The 19,161-nt window shown below is 64.9% G+C and carries 13 protein-coding genes; 6 read left to right on the plus strand and 7 right to left on the minus strand.

All coding sequences use genetic code 11. The features are described 5' to 3' along the window. Positions 1-37: 37 nt before the first annotated feature. The 6 genes from RM190_RS11065 to RM190_RS11090 form a co-directional block, all read right to left on the minus strand. Entirely contained in the window at positions 38-1,567 is a 1,530-nt protein-coding gene (locus tag RM190_RS11065) for a glutathione ABC transporter substrate-binding protein (protein WP_311759498.1), read from the minus strand. A 39-nt stretch (positions 1,568-1,606) separates the two neighbouring features. Further along, a complete protein-coding gene (locus RM190_RS11070; RefSeq protein WP_311759499.1) occupies positions 1,607-3,478 on the minus strand; it encodes a dipeptide ABC transporter ATP-binding protein in 1,872 nt (623 codons plus the stop codon). Then, on the minus strand, positions 3,475-4,356 hold the full coding sequence (locus RM190_RS11075) for a MurR/RpiR family transcriptional regulator (RefSeq protein WP_311759500.1): 882 nt from the start codon (positions 4,354-4,356) through the stop codon (positions 3,475-3,477). The genes RM190_RS11070 and RM190_RS11075 overlap by 4 nt, the downstream gene beginning before the upstream one ends. A 188-nt stretch (positions 4,357-4,544) precedes the next feature. Next, positions 4,545-6,173 (minus strand): purine-cytosine permease family protein, encoded by a 1,629-nt coding sequence (locus RM190_RS11080; protein ID WP_311759501.1) that lies wholly within the window; start codon positions 6,171-6,173, stop codon positions 4,545-4,547. A gap of 289 nt (positions 6,174-6,462) precedes the next feature. Beyond that, positions 6,463-8,550 carry a hydantoinase B/oxoprolinase family protein gene (locus RM190_RS11085; protein WP_311759502.1) on the minus strand — a complete coding sequence of 696 codons (2,088 nt, stop codon included), beginning with the start codon at positions 8,548-8,550 and terminating at the stop codon, positions 6,463-6,465. 36 nt (positions 8,551-8,586) lie between these two features. Beyond that, positions 8,587-10,659, minus strand: coding sequence for a hydantoinase/oxoprolinase family protein (locus tag RM190_RS11090; protein ID WP_311759503.1), 2,073 nt, complete (start codon positions 10,657-10,659; stop codon positions 8,587-8,589). A 665-nt stretch (positions 10,660-11,324) separates the two neighbouring features. Here RM190_RS11090 and RM190_RS11095 point away from each other — a divergent pair. Then, complete coding sequence (locus RM190_RS11095; RefSeq protein ID WP_311759504.1) at positions 11,325-12,554, plus strand: transporter substrate-binding domain-containing protein; 1,230 nt, start codon at positions 11,325-11,327, stop codon at positions 12,552-12,554. Positions 12,555-12,583: 29 nt separating this feature from the next. Beyond that, positions 12,584-13,234, plus strand: a complete 651-nt coding sequence (locus RM190_RS11100; RefSeq protein WP_311759505.1) for an ANTAR domain-containing response regulator — start codon at positions 12,584-12,586, stop codon at positions 13,232-13,234. Here RM190_RS11100 and RM190_RS11105 read toward each other — a convergent pair. Continuing rightward, a complete protein-coding gene (locus tag RM190_RS11105; protein ID WP_311759506.1) occupies positions 13,231-14,319 on the minus strand; it encodes a LacI family DNA-binding transcriptional regulator in 1,089 nt (362 codons plus the stop codon). The genes RM190_RS11100 and RM190_RS11105 overlap by 4 nt on opposite strands. A 130-nt stretch (positions 14,320-14,449) precedes the next feature. Here RM190_RS11105 and RM190_RS11110 point away from each other — a divergent pair, with 130 nt between their 5' ends. The 4 genes from RM190_RS11110 to RM190_RS11125 all read left to right on the plus strand — a co-directional run bounded on the left by RM190_RS11110 (position 14,450) and on the right by RM190_RS11125 (position 19,157). Further along, positions 14,450-15,463 carry an ABC transporter permease gene (locus RM190_RS11110; protein ID WP_311759507.1) on the plus strand — a complete coding sequence of 338 codons (1,014 nt, stop codon included), beginning with the start codon at positions 14,450-14,452 and terminating at the stop codon, positions 15,461-15,463. A gap of 35 nt (positions 15,464-15,498) precedes the next feature. Next, on the plus strand, positions 15,499-16,488 hold the full coding sequence (locus RM190_RS11115; protein WP_311759508.1) for a substrate-binding domain-containing protein: 990 nt from the start codon (positions 15,499-15,501) through the stop codon (positions 16,486-16,488). Between the two features lie 66 nt (positions 16,489-16,554). Continuing rightward, complete coding sequence (locus tag RM190_RS11120; protein ID WP_311759509.1) at positions 16,555-18,096, plus strand: sugar ABC transporter ATP-binding protein; 1,542 nt, start codon at positions 16,555-16,557, stop codon at positions 18,094-18,096. After that, the gene (locus tag RM190_RS11125; RefSeq protein WP_311759510.1) at positions 18,093-19,157 is read left to right on the plus strand and encodes an ABC transporter permease; all 1,065 of its coding nucleotides are present in this window, start codon (positions 18,093-18,095) and stop codon (positions 19,155-19,157) included. The genes RM190_RS11120 and RM190_RS11125 overlap by 4 nt, the downstream gene beginning before the upstream one ends. Positions 19,158-19,161 lie beyond the last annotated feature (4 nt).

A 19,161-nucleotide genomic window follows, 5' to 3' on the forward strand; every position in this document is an offset into this window, starting at 1 on the left:
GCTGGAGGAAAGGCGGATGCCTTTCGCGGCTGGCGCCTTATTCGGCGAAGGCCGCGTCTTCCAGCAGGAAGCCCTGGTCGGGCAGCTGGTAGACGCCGCTCAGATCCTTGCTTTGGGCCGAGATCACGTCGGACACGCCCAGGAAGATCCACGGCGCGCCATCCCATGCCAGTTTCTGCGCGGTTTCATAAAAGCCCGCGCGCTTGGCCGGATCGGCGGTGCCAAGCGCACCCTTGATCGCCTCGTCGACGGCCTTGTCGCTGTAATAGGCGACGTTGAACATCGAGGGCGGCGCGCTTTCGCTGAGCAGCAAGGGACGGATGCCCCAGTCGGCATCCCCGGTCGAGGCCGACCAGCCGCCGTAATACATCTGGACGGTCGCGTCCTCGGGCTTGTCGATCGACCAGATCTTGTCCGCGGCGACGCCGGATTCCAGCGGCAGGACGTTGACCTTGACGTTCACCTGCGCCAGCTGCTGCTGCAGGAACTGTGCCGCGCGCAGCGACCCGGTGCTGTTCGAGCTGGTCCAAAGCTCGGTCTCGAAGCCGTTTTCATAGCCGGCTTCCTTCAGCAGCTCCTTGGCCTTGGCGAGGTCGAAGGGATATTCCCCGGCAGTGACATGGAAGGCCAGATCGGCCGGGATGATCGAATCCGCGGGCGTGCAGGCGCCGTTATAGACGATCTTGCAATAGGCATTCTTGTCGACGGCATAGTTCAGCGCCTGCCGGACCAGCTTGTTGTCGAAGGGCTTCTTCATGTTGTTCAGCCCGACATACCATTCCACGATCGAGGGCCGGGTGACGATTTCCAGCTTCGGGTTCGCCTCGACCACCTTCATCAGCTCGGTCGGGAAGGTCGGGACGAACTGCGCCTCGCCGGTTTGCAGCATGGCCATGCGCGCGCCCGATTCCGGGATCGAGCGGATGATGACGCCATCGACCTTGGCCGCGCCTTTCCAATAGGCGTCGTTGCGCGACACCTCGAACGTGTCGGCGGCCCAGTGCTTGAACACGAAGGGACCGGTCCCGACCGGGTTGCGGTCGATGTCCTTGCCGAATTTCTCAAGTGCTGCGGGCGAGATCATCATCGCGCCCGGATGCGCGAGCGAGGCGATCATGGCCCCGAACGGCTCGCTGAGGATCAGCTTGACCGTATAGGGGTCGACGACCTGCACTTCCTTGACCATCTGCACAAGGCTGCGGCGCGAAAGCTGGTTGTCGGGGTTGCGCAGCGTGTCGATGTTCACCTTGACGGCTTCGGCGTTGAAGTCGGTGCCGTCGTGGAACTTGATCCCCTGGCGCAGCTTGATCGTGAACTCGGTCGCGTCGTCGTTCGCGTCATAGCTTTCGGCCAGAAGCGGGATCAGCTTCATGTCCTTGTCGAAGCCGAAAAGCCCCTGATAGACCAGCCGCAGCGAGGCTTGCGACAGCGTGTCATTGGCGATGCGCGGGTCCAGCCCGGTCAGGTTGGCCGAGACCGCGACGGTCAGGTCCTTGGCCCAGCCGGTCAAAGGCATCATCGCCGCCAGGCCAAGCGCCGACGCGGCAAGAAGCGATTTGAGTTTCATGTACCTCTCCTTGGTTCTAACTCTGATTGGCCGGCGCTGTCAGCCGAACAGGCCGACCGGGTGGCGCGCGACGAAATGCTGGGGCGCGACCTCGACCAGCGGCGCGACCACGGGCGGATCGCCGACGCTGCGCATGGGGCTGGGGATCTCGCCCTCGATCAGCGGGCGGTTGCGGTTGCGCGCCTCGGGCGAGGCGATGGGGACGGCCGAAAGCAGGCGGCGCGTATAGGCGTGCTGCGGGTTCTCGAAGATCTGGCGGCGGGTGCCGATCTCGACGATCTGGCCCAGATACATGACCGCGACGCGGTGGCTGACGCGTTCCACCACCGCCATGTCATGGCTGATGAAGATATAGGACAGGCGCCGCTTTTCCTGCAGGTCCATCAGCAGGTTCACCACCTGCGCCTGGATCGACACGTCCAGCGCCGCCACGGCCTCGTCCGCGATCAGGATGTCGGGTTCCCCGGCAAGGGCGCGGGCGATGCAGATCCGCTGGCGCTGGCCGCCGGAAAATTCATGCGGATAGCGCTGCGCATGTTCCGGTTGCAGGCCCACATCGGCCAGCAGCTCGGCCACCCGGCGGTCGACCTCGCGCCCCTTGGCAAGCCCGTGGGTCAGCAGCGGTTCCGCGATCGAGAATCCGACCGTCAGGCGCGGGTCCAGCGAGGCGAAGGGGTCCTGGAAGACATACTGGATCTTGCGGCGGACCTTCTGCCGCTCGGATGCGGGCAGCGAGAAGATGTCGCGGCCCTGATACATGACCGAACCCGAGGTCGCCTCTTGCAGCATCATCACGGTGCGGCCGGTGGTGGATTTCCCGCAGCCGGATTCGCCGACCAGGGCCAGCGTCTCGCCCTTGCGCAGGCCGAAATTGATATGCTCGACCGCGTGGATGCGCCCGGTCACGCGCGACAGCAGGCCCTTGCGCACGTCGAAGCGGGTGACAAGATCGCGCGCCTCAAGGATCGGCTGGTCGGATTCGACGGTATCCTGCGGCGGAAACTGCTGGAAGCTGGCGGCGTCGCGGTGGTCGCCATCGGCGCGCAGCAGCGGGAAGCGGCGCGGCAGTTCCTGCCCGTTCAGTGCGCCAAGGCGCGGCACCGCGGCCAGCAACGCGCGGGTATAGGGATGCTCTGGTGACTGGAAGATCTGCTCGACGCTGCCTTCCTCGACCTTTTCGCCGTGGCGCATGACCAGAACCTTGTCAGCGACCTCGGCCACCACGCCCATGTCATGGGTGATGAACAGGACAGCCATGCCCATTTCTTCCTGAAGCAGCCGGATCAGCCGCAGGATCTGGGCCTGGATGGTCACGTCCAGCGCGGTCGTCGGCTCGTCCGCGATCAGCAGGCGCGGCTTGCAGGACAGGGCCATCGCGATCATCACGCGCTGGCGCATCCCGCCCGAAAGCTGGTGGGGGTGGCGGTCAAGGATGCGCGCGGCATCGGGAATGCGCACCTTTTCCAGCATCCGCAGCGCCTCGGCACGGGCCTCGGCCGGGCTGCAATCCTGATGCAGGCGCACGGCTTCGGCGATCTGTTCGCCCACGGTAAACACCGGGTTCAGCGAGGTCATCGGTTCCTGAAAGATCATCGCGACATCGTTGCCGCGGATCTTTTCCATCTGGCGCAGGGGCGTTTTGGTCAGGTCGCGCTGCTGCCCGTCGCGGCCCGAAAGCGTGACCGTGCCCTGCGTGATGCGCCCGCCGCCGAATTCGACCAGCCGCATGATGGCAAGCGAGGTGACCGATTTTCCCGAGCCGGATTCGCCCACCACGGCCAGCGTCTCGCCCGGTGCAATCTCGAACGACAGGTTCCTGACGGCCTGAAAGGTGCTGCTGTCGCCCTTGAACTCGACGCCCAGCCCCTCGACGCGGATCGTGGCGCCGTCCTTGGTTTCCATGCGGGTCATTTCGGCTCCTTGGGGGCGGGGGCGGAAGCCTGGGGGCCATCCGCGTAAAGATAGGGAAAGATCAGCCGGGTCAGGGCCGCGGCATCCGAGGCGCTTTGGTAGCGCGAGGTCATCAGCGCCACGAGCGCCTCGAACAGCGCGATGGCGGCAAGGCCGGACGAATTCAGGACGGGCTGACGCGCCGGCACGATGAAGGTCTGGTCGCAAAGCTGAAAGATGGGCGAGCTTTCGCTGTCGGTGATCCCCACGCAGGGCACGCCCCGCGCGCGGGCCAGCCGCAGAAAGTCCAGCGTCGCCACCGAATAACGCGGCAGCGACATGGCGATGACCAGATCGCGCGGTCCCATCCGGCCGATGGCGCTGGCCAGCCGCTCATAACCGCCGGCACCGTCAAGGATTTCGCAGCTGCGCAGGAAATGCTCCGCCGATCCCGCGAAATAGGCCAGCGCGCGCGCTGCGCGGCCAAAGCCCAGAAAGCCCACCTTGTCGGCGGCGACCATGCGGTCGACCAGCGCCTCGCATTTGTCGACCGGGCAATCCGCCGCCAGCGTCGAGATGTTCTGCTGCAAAGCCGCCAGTGAATCCTGCATCACCTCGGCCGAGGGGCGCTGGCTGGCGCGGCTGACATTCTCGATCGGTTGCAGCAGATCCTGATAGCGCCGGACGGCGATGGCGCGGAAATCGGCATAGCCCGACAGGCCCAGCACGCGCACGAACCGCGTGATCGTGGGGGCGGAGACCTCGGCCGCCTGGGCCAGATCCTCGATCCCCATCGTCGCGACAAGGAAGGGATTGGACAGGACGAATTCGCCGACGCGCTGCTGGTTGGCGGTGAACTGCGCCCAGTTCGCCTCGATCATCTTCTTCAGATCGTCCATCGCGCCTGCGCCTCCCTCGCCAACGTGAAAAACAAATTACATCCACCCGTGTGAATGGCGCGTTTATTTTCACATCCGGATTGGGATGGCAAGGATTCGTGCGCAGCCTGTCCCAGGCTGACGAAAAGAGGCCGCGCAGAAGAATGCGCGGCCCAAGTCAGGGAAGGTCGTCGGAAAGGGGGCTGGGCCTATTCTATGACAAGGCCGCCCTGTCCCGCAGCTGCATGGCCGGCCCGCGCCTCGGCCCGGGCGGCGATCAGGAATTCGCTGCGGTCCGAGGCGCAGGCCAGACAGATCGGCGCATGCCCGGCCGAGGGATCGCGGTCCATCTCATGCGCGATATAGGCCTGGTGGCAGTGATGGCAGCGGATGCGCGCGGACCAGGGGTCGTCGACCTCTTTGCGGGGATCATGGGGGCGATCCTCGACATACCAGCTGCGGCGGGCCACCCCCAAGGCGGCGGCATAGATGCCGACCGCGATGACCAGCGTGATCGGAGGCGCCCAGATCCCCCCGAAGCTGCCGCCAAAGACCAGAAGGAAGCAGCCCACGGCCGAGGCCAGAACCCACGCTCCCAACCCGCCGGGATTGACCAGCGGCACCCGGCCGGGACGGAACTCCAGCATGTCGGCCCGGATTCCGCGCAGATAGCACCAGCCGATATGCGTCATTGCCACCCCGACCCAGGCCACGATGATGACGCCCTGGAACTGCAGCGTCAGCAGCAGATAGCCGAAGACATTGGTCAGCATCACCAGGAAGATGACCACGGTCATGATGATGACCCAGACCGTGCGCGGCCACGAGATCTTGAAAGCCCGCGCGAAGAAGTTCTGCATGTTGGTCGAGGACAGGTAGAAGTTGATCGTGTTGATCCGTGTCTGGCTGACCCAGACCAGAAGCACGCCGAAGGGGCCCATCAGCGCGACGATGCCGATGATGGCCGAAGTCTCGGACAGCGCACCCTCGATCGGGATGGTATGGGCGATGAAGATGCCCACGGCCCCGTTGATCAGCAGCGTCACGGCATAGAAGGGGATGCCGAAGGTGTAGTTGCCGTTGAAGGCGGAATCCTGTTTCTGGCCAAACCGGGCCACGTCCCAGGTCATCATCACCACGACCCACACGCCCATGTAGACGGTAAAGGCGAACCACCAGCCGGGCACGCCGACATCGACGCCGCCCGCCGGAAGGTTGGTCAGCCAGTCCCCGGAATAGCCGTGCGAGGCGATCGCCCAGATCACGCAGGCCATCAGCCCCAGCACGTAAAGCGGCAGCAAGATGCCGTTGATCCGGTCCAGCCAGGTCCGCACGCCGCGCATGACCAGCGGCGCGCTGTAAAGGCAGACGATGAAATACCACAGGCTCATCGGGCCGCCGAAATAGTCCTGAAGCGCGATGGCGACGATCGTGCCTTCGGCGATGGCGTAATAGGTGATGGTGATGCCGAACAGCAGCGCCGCGAAGGTTGCGCCGACCTGCCCGAAGACTGCGCGTGAAAACAGCGCGACGCTGGTGCCGCTGCGTGCCGCGAAACGCGCGGCGATGTTGCACAGGATGCCATAGACCACCGTCGAAAGGGCGATGCCGATCAGGGTGTTGACGGTTCCGACGGTCAGGGCGACGGTGCTGCCGACGACGACCCAGAACATCGCGCTCATCAGGCCGAACCAGGCCATCGACAGCGAGAATCTGGAACTGCGCCAGGTCGGGGGCACGATGTGCAGCGAGAAATCCTCGGCCGCGGCGTGCCGCAGCACCTCGGGTTCGTCGTGATAGATGATTTCGGGCGGGGGAATGCTTCCGGCAAGGGTCATGGTTTCAGACTCCTGAGGGTGAAGGGGGGCGGAACCGGGCATCCGGCACGCATCAGGCACAGGCCGACGGGCGATCCCGAAAGGCCGCAAGGTTTCCGTGCAGACTGTGGCTTGTGATCGCCTGCGAAAGCTTCGGTCCGGTTGCGCCGAAAGGCGGGCAGGGGGGAGGCTGCCTTTTCATGCGCTGGCAGAAGCTGGTCGCGGGCGGGGTGCGTCGTCCGGTATCCGCGTGAATTCCGTCGGGTGGGGGCGGCGGCTTGCGTCGCCGCCCCCGGTATTCATCACCGCCTCAGGCGGCGATGCGGGCGCGGTCGGCGGCTTCCTTGCTGAGCACGGCCAGGGTCTTGCCCCAATAGGGGACGACCCGGCGCTTCATCATCTCGCGGAATTGCCGCGTCGTGTTTTCCAGCAGCTGGCCGTTGCCCCAGTCCAGGATGACGCCGTATTGCCGGATGCAGTCCATGTCGATGAACTCGCCCGAGCGATAGCGCGCGGCGATGGATTCGGGGTCTTCGTCAAGCCAGGCCAGCCGGGATTCGGCGATCCGCTTGCGCTCGGTGATGGTGGCTTCGGCATCGACCTCGTATTCGGCGAGGTCGCGGTCGATCACCCGGATGACGACGCCATAGTCGATCAGCGCGCGCTCGACGCTGACATATTCGTCGGCCACGTCTTCGCAGACCAGTTGCGGGTCGCGCATCAGGGGATCGCCAACCCCGCCGCCCCCGGCCGAGGGCCGGGTAAAGACGTCATCCAGCTCGACCGGAAGGTTCGAGAAGATGGACCCCAGATAGCGCTGCTTTTCGGTGCCCTTGTTCAGCCAGACGCCGTGCGGGATCGAGGGCAGGCCCCCCCACATGCCCCAGGTGACAGAGCGTTCGCGGTCGCAGCAATAGGACACGACGATCCGCTCTCCCTCGAAGACCGAACCGCCTTTTTCGGCGCCAAGCCCGCCGCGGGATTCACCGGGACCGGCCGAGTCCTGCACGAAGTCGTGGCACTTGGTCAGGACCGGGGCAAGGCGCTCTTGCCCCTCAAGCGGCTGGACGCCGTATTGCGCACCGAAGACGGGGGCGGTGGCGTTGAATCCGTCGCGCCCATTGCGCCCGCCCCAGCCGCCGGCCATCCAGTCATACCACATGAAATATGGGCGGCCCTGGATCCGGGTATCGCGCCCGCCGACCAGCAGGTATTCAAGGTTGAAGGCGCAGCCCATGGTCCTTTCGGGCAGGATATCTGCCCACAGCCCGAAGACCGAGTTCATCAGCTTTTCGAACGGTCCCGAACAGAAGCCCGCGCAGGGGCTGGGCCATTCCGCGTTTACGACGGTGCCCGGCTCTCCGACATTGACGGTGACGGCGCGATACAGGCCCGAATTCAGCGGCAGGTCCGGGAACTGGTATTTCGTGCCCGCGACGATCCCCGCGAAAGACCCGCCATAGGCCGCGTTCAGGAAGGTCGAGATCTGCGGATGCGACCCCGACAGGTCGTAATGCGCGTGGTTTCCGTCGATGGTGAACTTGATCTTGATCGGGATAAGCCCTTCCTCAAGCTTGGGGTCCTGGTCGATGTAATCCTCGGCATACCAGGTGCCGTCCGGCAGCTCGGCCAGGCGGTTGCGCATCAGCACCTCGACCCAGTCCTGAACCTCGCGGAAGGCGGTCTTGATGGTCTCGACGCCGTATTTGTCGCAAAGCCGCTGGATCTCGCGCTCGGCGACGGCGGTCGCTTCGGCCTGGGCCTGCATGTCGCCGATGACGTCGCCGGGGTTGCGGGTGTTCGCGGCGATCATGCGCGCCACGTCGTCCAGCCAGACGCCCTTGCGCCAGACCCGGACAGGGGTGATGCGCAGCCCCTCGCCCATATGGTCAAGGGCGGTGATGTTGAACGAGCCGGGCGTCGCCCCGCCCATGTCCGCCCAATGGCCGTTCGCCTGCGAATAGCCGATCAGTTCGCCCTTGTAGAACATCGGGCGCAGGATCCGGGTGTCGTTGAAATGGCTGCCGCCCCGGAAGGGGTCGTTGATGATGAAGACGTCGCCCGGATTGATGTCGTCACCGAATTCCTCGATGATCGCCTTGCAGGTATAGTGCAGCGTGCCGACATGGGCCGCGATGTCGCCGGTCCCCTGCATCACCAGGTTCCCCTGCGGATCGCTGAGGCCCGAGGAAAAGTCGCGGCAATAGATCACGAACGAATAGCAGGTCCGAAGCAGCTGCTCGGCCATCTGGTCGACGATGTTGACAAAGGCGTTGCGCAGCACCTCGAAGGTGATCGGGTCAAGCTCGGACTTGAAGACGGTCAGGCGCTCGGCCGGGGGCGGAGGCGACTGGATGCCCTTGTCGGACAGCCCGGCAAACTTGTTCTTGCTGGTCATTGGATGTGTCCTTCATGTTCCTGTTGGGGGCGCCGGTCAGGCCGCGCCAAGCTTGATCTGGATGTTCAGCCATTGGTCGATATAGGCCACGTCTCCCGGAGGGATGACGGTGGTCGAGTCGAGCTGGTCGATGATCGCGGGGCCCTTGATCGAGACGCCCGCAGGCAGGTTCTCGCGGTCGTAAAGCGCGGTGGTCACGGCTTTCTGCTGGCCGTGGAACCAGACCTCGCGCGTGCCCTTGGACGTGGCGCGGGCCTGCGGATCGATCGTGACCCGCGGGAAGGAGGGCTTCGGCGTGACCCCGATCGCGCGGACCGTCAGGCGATAGACCTCGACGGGGAAATCCTCGCGGCGGAAGTTGTGGGCCTTTTCGTATTCGTCGTGGAAGATCGCCAGCGCCTCGTCCATCGAGGCGACCTGACGCGGGACCGGAACCGCCAGCGAGCGCCATTGACCGCGATAGCGCATGTCGACGAAGCGCTGGAAGGTCATGTCCCCGGCCGCGACGCCGTCGCGTTCCAGACGGTCGCGGCCTTCATGTTCAAGGCGCTGGAAGGCGGCCTCGATATCGGCCGGATCGGCCGAGGCGGCGTCCTTGAAGAACATCTGGGTCACGTCATGCTGGACATCGACCAGCATGCAGCCGACCGCCGAGGTCACGCCGGGATTGGGCGGCACGATCACCACGGGAATGTTCAGTTCGCGTGCGATGTCGACCCCGTGCAGGGGGCCTGCCCCGCCGAATGCGACCAGCGCGAAGTCCCGCGGATCATGTCCCCGCGCGATCGAGATCAGGCGCACCGCGTCGGCCATGTTGGCATTGGCGACGCGCAGCGTGGCCAGCGATGCCTCGACCGTGTCCAGCTCCAGCGGCTTTGCGATCTTCTGCATCGCCTCAAGCGCCGCGTCGCGGTTCAAGGCCTTCTTGCCGCCCGCCAGGGAATCGCCGACGCGGCCAAGGATGATGTTCGCATCCGTGTTGGTCGGTTCGGTCCCGCCCGCCTTGTAGCAGGCCGGGCCGGGGGTCGAGCCGGCCGATTGCGGCCCGTTGCGCAGCGATCCAGCCTTGTCCAGCCACGAGATCGAGCCGCCGCCCGCGCCGATCGTCAACACCTCGATCGAGGGGAAGCAGATCGGGTGGCCCCAGTCGACCTCCCATTTGTCGGTCATCCGCAGGTGGCCGTTCTCGGCCAGCGAGATGTCCGCCGAGGTGCCGCCCATGTCCAGCCCGATGGCGTTGCTGTATCCGCAAAGCTCGGCGAAATACTTGCTGGCGATGGCCCCCGCCGCAATCCCCGATGCCGCAAGCCGGGCTGCGTATTTCTCGGCCGTGGCCGGGGTCATGACGCCGCCGCCCGAATGCAGCAGCAGAACGTCGGCGCTGTAGCCGGCCTCGGTCGTGCGCCGTTCGATATCGCGGGCATAGGGGCGGATGATCGGCGCCAGGATCGTGTTCGCCACCGTGGTCGAGAAGCGGTCATCCTCGAAGATCTCGGGATGGGTCTCGTGCGAGGTGGTGATCGCGACGTCCGGGCCCAGCTCCTCGGCCAGGATTTCGGCCATCCTCAGTTCATGCGCGCCGTTGACGTATGAGTTGATGAAGCAGACGGCGACCGCGGTGACCTGCCGCTTGCGCAGGATGCGGGCGATTTCGCGGGCCTGCACCTCGTCCAGCGGCTCGATGATCTCGCCCCGGTAATTGATGCGCTCGCCCACGACGAAACGATCGCGGCGGCGGACATAGGGGGGCGTTCCCTCCTTGTAGGCGTCCCAGGGATCCTCCCTTGTTCCACGCCCGATTTCCAGGACATCGCGAAAGCCACGGGTAGTCACCATTGCCGCGGGCTTGAAATTGCGCGTGATCAGCGCATTCGTCGCGACCGTGGTGCCGTGGGTGAACAATTCGACATCGTGCCAGTCGATATCGGCCGCCTCTGCCCCGTTCATGATGGCGTCGATGGGATTGAGCGTGCTGGGGACTTTCGCGACCGTCTGGTTTCCATCCGAATCCAGGACGAAAATATCGGTGAATGTCCCGCCCACATCAATTGCAAGACGCACGCGTGCTTTCTGCGGTGCCGAGCCTATGCCCGCTCCGTCCATGCTCATTATGACATTCCTTTTGATTTGCGTGAGCAAAGTGATCCACAAAGCGCGGATCGCGCCATGTGAGAGACTGCATTTGATTTTGAGGGAGATGTCCTGCATCAGAAGGCACAGGTCGCGCCAAGCCGATGTTCGGCATTCTTCGTTGAATGCCAGTTCAGTTTACGCGATGACCTCGTGCGGCGACAAATGTTTTTTGCGGGCATCGCGGGGGCAGGGAAAGAGACATGAATTCAGATGCGTAATTGATATGCACAAGGGGCCGAAAGACCGTGAAAGCGAGGTATGGCCCGATGGTGGGTGCCGGTCCTGCGATCAGAATTGTGACGGTTTCGTGGCGATGGAAGTCCGCCCGGCCCATGCCTGCGAATCACCCGGAAATGCGGGCGGGGCTTCGGGAATCGCTACCTCTGCCCAGCAGGTTGTCCGCCCAGGGCCGGTGCCCCATCGGGGACCGCGCTGCGGCGTCGGCAAGGCTGGCGCGACGGATTTGCCGATTATTGCGGCAGTGGCGAATTGCCGCTTCCCCGGTCAATTCGGGCGCGCCCGATCATCGGGTCGGCTTGAACAATTGTTGACCGGTCATCGGCCCTCACATAGTGTCCACTCCACGCAGGGAGCTGCCGCCAAAGCCGGGCCAATGGAATTCAGCGAAAGGCTTGCGCAATATGAAAAGCGATGAACCTATTCATATCGGGGTATTGTTTTCCAAATCCGGGTGGACTGCGGTGACCGAACGCAGCATGTTATCCGCCACCGAATTTGCCATTGATGAAATCAATCAGGCGGGCGGCATCAATGGCCGCGAACTTGTGCCCGTCTATCGCGATCCGATGGGGGACCCGGCCTCGTACCGGGAATTGGCTCTGGATTTGCTGCGGGAAAGCAAGGTCAAGGTCATATTGGGGTGCTATACTTCGCAACAGCGAAAATCGGTGCTGAGCATATTGGACAAGGAAGCCGGTCTTTTATGTTACCCGGCGCAATATGAAGGCTTCGAATATTCCGAGAACATCGTCTATTTCGGTGCGGTGCCGAACCAGAACAGCCTGCTGCTGGCGCAATATCTGCTGGAAGAGCCTGCGCCGCGCCTGTTCATCGTCGGCTCGGACTATGTCTGGCCGCGCGAATCCGGCCGGATCATGGCAGATCTTATCGCCTCGGGCGGCGGAGAGGTGGTGGGCCAGCGCTATCTTGGGGTCGATGCGACGGCGCGCGACTTTGACGAGCTGGTCCGCGACATCCGGCGCTGCAGGCCCGATGTGATCTTCAACAATTTCGTCGGCCATTCCAACATGCAGTTCTATGCCGCCTATGGCGAGAACGGCCTTGATGCGGACGGGATGCTGGTCGCCAGCCTGACCACGAGCGAGGCCGATATCCGCGAGATCGGGGCCTCGGCGGTCGCGGGGCATGTCACCGCCGCGACCTATTTCGCGTCGCAGACCAACCGCTCCAACCGCGCCTGCCTTGACCGCTTTGCCGCGATGCGGGGAGAGCCGCCGGACGCCAACATGTGCTGGGACGCTGCCTATACGCAGACGCATGTGGTCGCGCAGGCCATGTCGCAATGCGACCCGGACAGCATCAGCTCGGTCCGGTCGGAGATTCTGGGCAGGTCCTTCGATGCGCCGCAGGGGATGGTGATGATCGACCGCCTGAACGCGCATAGCTGCGTCTGGCCCAAGATCGGCATCGCCCGCAAGGACGGCCAGTTCGACATCGTCGCGGAAACCGACCGGGCCGTGCCGCCCGATCCGTATCGGACCGTCTATACCCTGGCCGAGGATGGCGAGATGCCGGCGGATGACGCCACGCCCCGCATCCTGCATTCGGGCAGGGTTCAAACCCATGCGCACGGCCCCGGAGCCGAGCTTTTGCTGAACCGGGCCAGGTAGTCCACTCCGTTCGTCCAGAAGGATCCGAGATGCGGCCTGCACGAAGCGAGCCCTATGCCAGCGAAAAAGAGCAGCCCTTTCTGATCAAGGACCTGCGTTCCCTGAAGATATTGCTTGTTCAGCCCGCGAATGGCGAGGGCGTGGCCCTGCGCTCGCATCTTCAGCGGATCGGCTGCGACGTCCGGGAATCCTGGCCGCCGCAGATCTCCTACCCCGAGGATGTGGACATCGTCTTCGTGATGGTCGACCGGGTGATCGAAAGCAAGCTGACCTTTCACTGGCAGGCGGACGATCCCTCGGCGGTGCTGATCGCGGTGATCGACTATGAAAGCCCGCTGGCCATCGACCGGCTGCTGCACATGCGGGTGAATGCGGTGATCGGGCTGCCGATCCGGCCCTTCGGGATTCTCACCAACCTTCTGGCGGCGGTCAACAACCACCGGCGCGAACAGCGGTTGCGCCTGAACCTGTCCCGCCTGCAGGCCAAGCTGGAATCCTGTCGCCGGGTCGAGCGGGCGAAGCTGGCGGTCATGCTGACCGACAGCCATTCCGAGGAAGAGGCCTACGGCATCCTGCGCCATCTGGCGATGCAGCGCCGCACCACCGTCGACGCCGTCTCGAGCGAGATCCTGTCCGGCCTGAACTGGCGCGAGGACGAGGCCAGCCGCGCCGGACGCTAGCCGCGCGGGCTGGCTTCGGGGGGATGGGCCGGGCGGGTGCTGTCCCTGACGATCAGTTCGCCGGTGATCAGGACCTTGCTGGCCGGCTGGGGCTTGCGCGCCTGAAGCAGGTCGTCCAGCAGGCGGATCGCCATGGTGCCGATCCGCCGCTTCGGCACGTTGATCGAGGTCAGCGCGGGCTGGGTCATCGCGCTCATCGGCAGGTTGTCGAAGCCGACGACCGAGACATCGCCCGGCACGTCATGGCCGGTTTCGCGCAGCGCCCGGATGAAGCCATGCGCGATGATGTCATTGGCGCAGAAATAGGCCTGGGCGATCTGGCTGCGGCCGGACAGCTGCTGCAGGCTGTCGCGATGCGCCCCCTCCAGCGTGGAATCGACGGACAGGATCGCGTCCGGGTCTTCGTGCAGGCCAAGGCTTTGCATGGCCTGGGAAAAGGCGCGGCGGCGCAGGGCGAAATTGGTGACCTGCGCGTCGCTGCCGACCATCCCGATCCGCATGAAGCCGCATCCGGCCAGATGCTCGACGGCGGAATGGACGGCCTGGTCATTGTCCATGTCGACGAAGTTCAGGTTCAGGAAGGGATGATAGGTGTCGATGAACACCATCGGGCGGGGCAGCGCCGCGATCTGGCGGACCTCGGCCTGCGACAGCTCGGTCCCCAGAATGACCGCGCCGCGCAATCCGCCGTCGCGCAGGCTTGCCGCGATGTCTGGGATCTCGGCCGCGTCCAGGCTGACTACCTGCAGCGAATATCCCCGTCGCGTCGCCTCGTGCGACATGCCGTCGATGTAATCGGCGATGAAATGGTTGTGGTCGCGGTTCACCGTATGGCCGTGCCGCGCGATCTTGAGAAACCGGATCGTGGTTGCGCTTTCGTCACGGGGCCGGGCGCGCCGCGGCATATAGTTGAAATGCTCGATCGATTCCAGAACGCGCAGGCGCGTCGCCTCGGAGATCTCGCCCTTGCCGTTCAGCACCAGCGAGGCCGTCGCGGCCGAGACCCCGGCGCGCGCGGCCACTTGCCTTAGGGTGATCGCCTTTGGCGGGTCTTTCTGCATGATCGTCGGCCTCAAGTTCTTCATGTTCACTAAACAGGAATGGCTGCGGACGCCACCGGGCAAAACCGGCTGGGAATCATATTGAACGAAGCGGAAATACTTGCTAGCAATTTAGTAAATCAACATCATGTTTACTAAACCGTGGGGAGGCGGCATGAGTAAGCTGGATGGACGCCTTGGCGTGTTGATGCTGCTGGTCGTCGCGCTGCTGGCGATCGGCGGTGCGGTTTCGGGCGGAACCTATCTTTCCGCCTTCAACCTGCAATCCATGGCAAGCCAGGTTCCGGAGATCGGGCTGCTGGCCATCGGCGTGATGCTGGCCATGTCGGCGGGCAATGGCGGGATCGACCTGTCGGGGATCGCGCTTGCGAACCTGGCCGGGGTCGCGGCCGGGTTGCTGGTCAAGGATCTGGTATCGGTCGATGACGCGCCCTGGACCTTCTCGCTGGCCTTTGCCGCGGTCGCGGTGCTGGTCGGGCTGGCGGGCGGGCTGCTGAACGGGCTGATCATCGCGCGGCTGGGTATCACGCCCATCCTGTGCACGCTGGGCACGCAGATGCTGTTCACCGGGCTGACGGTCGTCATCTCGGACGGGCGCGCGGTCACCATCGGTTCGCCCGAGCCGCTTTACCAGCTGGGCAATGGCGTCATCCTCGGGCTGCCGATCGGCTTCCTGATCTTCGTCCTGATCGCGCTGGTGCTGGGGGCGGTGCTGCGCTTCACCCCGTTCGGGCTGCGCCTGATGCTGACCGGGGCGAACCCGCGCGCGGCCGGGTTCTGCGGCTTCGACAAGGCGCGGATCTTTACCGTCACCTATGCTTTGTCAGGGATGCTGGCGGGATGCGCGGGGGTCATCATCGCCGCGCGCAACGTCAACGTGAAATGGGATTACGGCACCAGCTATCTGCTGATCGCGATCCTGATCGCGGTGATGGCGGGCGTCCGGCCCGAGGGGGGCTATGGCCGCGTGACCTGCGTGGTGCTGTCGGCCGTCGTCCTGCAACTGCTGTCAAGCCTGCTGAATTTCGTCGGCCTGTCGAATTTCGTCCGCGATCTCGCCTGGGGGGCGCTGCTTCTGGCGTTCCTGGCGATTGGCCGCTTTGGCGTGATCGAACGGCTGGCAAGCCACCTGCCCATACCGCGCCGTTCTCGCGCGGCGCAGGACTGAACTGCGATCTTCGAGGACATGGAGGGAGGAGAAAAATGAAGAAAGTTCTGAAACTTGGTCTTGTCGCGGCCTTTCTGGCTTCGGGCGCAAGCGCGGCCCTGGCCGAAGGCACCATCACCACGGTCGTCAAGATCAGCGGCATCCCGTGGTTCGACCGCATGGAAACCGGCGTGAAGAAATTCGCCGAGGAGAACCCGGACTATACCATCTCGCAGGTGGGACCGGCCACGGCGGATTCCGCGCAGCAATTGCAGATCGTGCAGGATCTGGTGGCCAAGGGCACGCAGGCGCTGGCGGTGGTGCCGATGGACCCCGCCATCCTTGAGGGGATCTTCAAGCGGGCGATGGACCGCGGCACGATCATCGTCACGCACGAGGCCGACAACCAGGCCAATACGATGGTCGATGTCGAGGCCTTCGACAACGCCCAGTATGGCGCGGCGCTGAACAAGCGGTTGGCGGATTGCATGGGCGGCGAAGGCAAGTGGACGACCTTCGTCGGCTCGCTGGGCAGCCGCACCCACATGCAATGGGTCGGCGCGGGCGAGGAGAACGCCAAGACCCATCCGGGCATGGTGCTGGTCGATCCGAACAACGAAAGCTTCGACGACGCCAACGCCACCTATGAGAAGGCCAAGGAGATCCTGCGCAAGCATCCCGACATCAAGGGCTTCCAGACCTCGGCCGGGAATGATGTTCTGGGTGTCGGCCGCGCGATCGAGGAAGCCGGGCTTCAGGGCAAGGTCTGCCTTGTCGGGACCGGGTTGCCCAACCCCTCGGCCGCGTATCTGGACAGCGGCGCGATCACGGCCATCGGCTTCTGGGATCCGCAGAAGGCGGGCATGGCGATGAACGCCGTCGCCAAGCTGCTGATCGAGGGGAAAGAACTGACCGACGGCATGGATCTGGGCGTCGAGGGCTATGACAAGGTCACGCTGAAGGACGGGCCGGGCACCGGCAAGCTGCTGATCGGCAACGGCATGGTTCTGGCCGACAAGACGACCTACAAGGACTTCCTGTTCTGACAGTCCGCCCGCCGGGGCGTGGCCGTCAGCCGCGCCCCGGCCTTTGTCCTTACGACGGGGTCGCAGATGTCCGACAACCAGCCCGATCCGCCCTTCCTTGAGCTGCGCGGCATCCACAAGCGTTTCGGCGGCGTCCATGCGCTGCGTGGCGTGGACATGCAGATCCGCGCGGGCCAGCCCTATCACCTGCTGGGCGAGAATGGCTGCGGCAAAAGCACCGTCATCAAGATCATGTCCGGCGCCCATGCCCCCAGCGAGGGCGAGATCCTGCTGGACGGAACCCCGCATCCCAGGCTGACGCCCATCCAGGCGCTGCAGGCCGGGATCGAGACCGTCTATCAGGATCTGTCGCTTTTGCCGAACCTGACCGTGGCCGAAAACGTGGCCCTGGCCGAGCAACTGGTCAGCGGCGGGGGGCGGCTGCTGCGCGGGCTGGACCGCGGCCGCCTGACCAGCGTGGCCGAGCAGGCGGTCGGGCAGGTCGGCCTTGATCCCTCTCGCGCGCTGATGGCGACACCGGCCGGCGACCTGCCTCTGGCGGTCCGCCAAAGGGTCGCCATCGCCCGCGCCATCGCGCAAGAGGCGCGCCTGGTCATCATGGACGAGCCCACCACCTCGTTGACCCGGCACGAGGTCGAAACCCTGATCGAGGTCGTCCGCCATCTTTGCGCCAAGGGCGTCGCGGTGCTGTTCGTCACCCACAAGCTTGAGGAATGCTACCGCATCGGCGGGCAGGCCGTCGTGTTCCGCGATGGGAAATCGGTGGGGCAGGGGCCGATCGAAGGCTATACCCGCGCCGAGCTGTCGCAGCTGATGACCGGCCGCGCGATCGAGGCCCGGCGCTATCGTGCTGCCGCGCCGCAGGACGGCGTCCTGCTGACGCTGGACCAGCTTGGCTCGGGCGAGGCGTTTGGCAATGTCGATCTTGACCTGCACCGGGGCGAGATCGTCGGCATCACCGGGCTGTCGGATTCGGGGCGGAACGAACTGGCGCTGGCGCTGGCCGGGCATCGCCCCGTCACCGACGGCAATATCCGCATCGAGGGGCGGGCGCTCAGCCTGTCCAGCCCGGCAGACGCCATCGCCGAAGGCATCGGCTATGTCCCCGAGGACCGGCTGGCGGACGGGCTTTTCATCGAGAAATCCATCTATGAAAACGCCGTGACGCTGGTCCTGGACAAGCTTGGCGGTGCGCTGGGGACCATCGACAAGGCCAAAGGGCGGGCGGCTGCGCGGCGGATCTCCGAGGCGATGCAGCTGAACACCTCGGATATCGACCTGCCGGTGGGCGCGCTGTCGGGCGGCAACCAGCAGCGCGTGCTGATCGGCCGCTGGCTCAGCATCGAGCCGCGCCTGCTGATCCTGCACGGCCCCACCGTCGGGGTCGATGTCGGCTCCAAGGACCGGATCTATCGCGCGATGCAGGCAATGGCGGAACGGGGGATCGCGCTCATCATCGTGTCGGACGACCTGCCGGAGCTTTTGCAGAACTGCGACCGCATCCTGGTGATGAACGCGGGCCGCGTCCGGGCCGAACTGGACGGCGCCACCGCGACCGAAAACGACATCTACAAGGCCATGCTGGCCGCCAAAGAGACCGTGGAATGACCATGACGGATGCGCCCAAGGACACCCCCATTCGCCGCGCCTCGGCCCCGGATCGCGGGCAGGGCGGATTGCTGGACCTGTTCGGCCGCCGCCCCGAGCTTGTCAGCCTGGGCCTGCTGATCGGCATCTGCGTGATCGTCGCGGCGATCAACCCGGCCTTTTTGCAACCCTCGTCCCTGATCGATCTGGGGCGCGCCAGCGTCGTGACCGGGTTGTTCGCGCTGGGGGTCTTTGCCGTGCTAGCGGCGGGCGGCATCGATGTCAGCTTTACCGCCATCGCGGCGCTGACCATGTATTCGATCACGCTTTTCGTGCTGCGGCTTGCGCCCGAAACGCCGGTCTGGGTCATCATCCCGGTCGCCATCCTGTCCGGCGCGGCGCTTGGCGCGGTGAACGGGCTTCTGGTCCACGGCCTGCGGGTCGCGTCCCTGATCGTCACCATCGGGACGCAATACCTGTTCCGGGGCATCCTGCTGGCCTTCATCGGGACGGTCTGGCTGATGGAGCTGCCCCCGCAGATGGTCGCCTTTGGCAAGGCGTCGCTGATGGACATCACCACGGCCAACGGCGCGGTGGTGACGCTGCCGGTCTATTTCCTGATCTTTCCGGCGGTGGCGCTGATCACCTGGCTGATCTTTACCCGCACGCTGATGGGGCGGGCGATCTTTGCCAGCGGCGGCAACGCCGAGGTCGCGGCCCGGCTGGGCTATGACCAGCGGCTGGTTCATGTCTTTGTCTTTGCCTATGCCGGCGCGCTGGCCGGGCTGGCGGGCATCATCCATGTCTGCGCGAACCGGATGGCGAACCCCTTTGACCTGGTCGGAACCGAAATCGGGGTGATCGCCGCCGTCGTGCTGGGCGGGGCGCGGATCACCGGGGGGACCGGCTCGGTCTTTGGCACGGTGGTGGGCGTCCTGCTGATCACCGTGGTCAGCAACTCGCTGGTGCTGGTCGGCATCCCGTCAAGCTGGCAGCGCGTCGTCGTCGGTGCCTTCATCCTTCTTGCGGCGGCCTTTTTCGTAAAGCGCCGCCGTCACCTGCAATCCCATATCGCGAAGTGACATC

It is taken from the genome of Paracoccus broussonetiae, assembly GCF_031854425.1.
Taxonomy (GTDB): Bacteria; Pseudomonadota; Alphaproteobacteria; order Rhodobacterales; family Rhodobacteraceae; genus Paracoccus; species Paracoccus broussonetiae.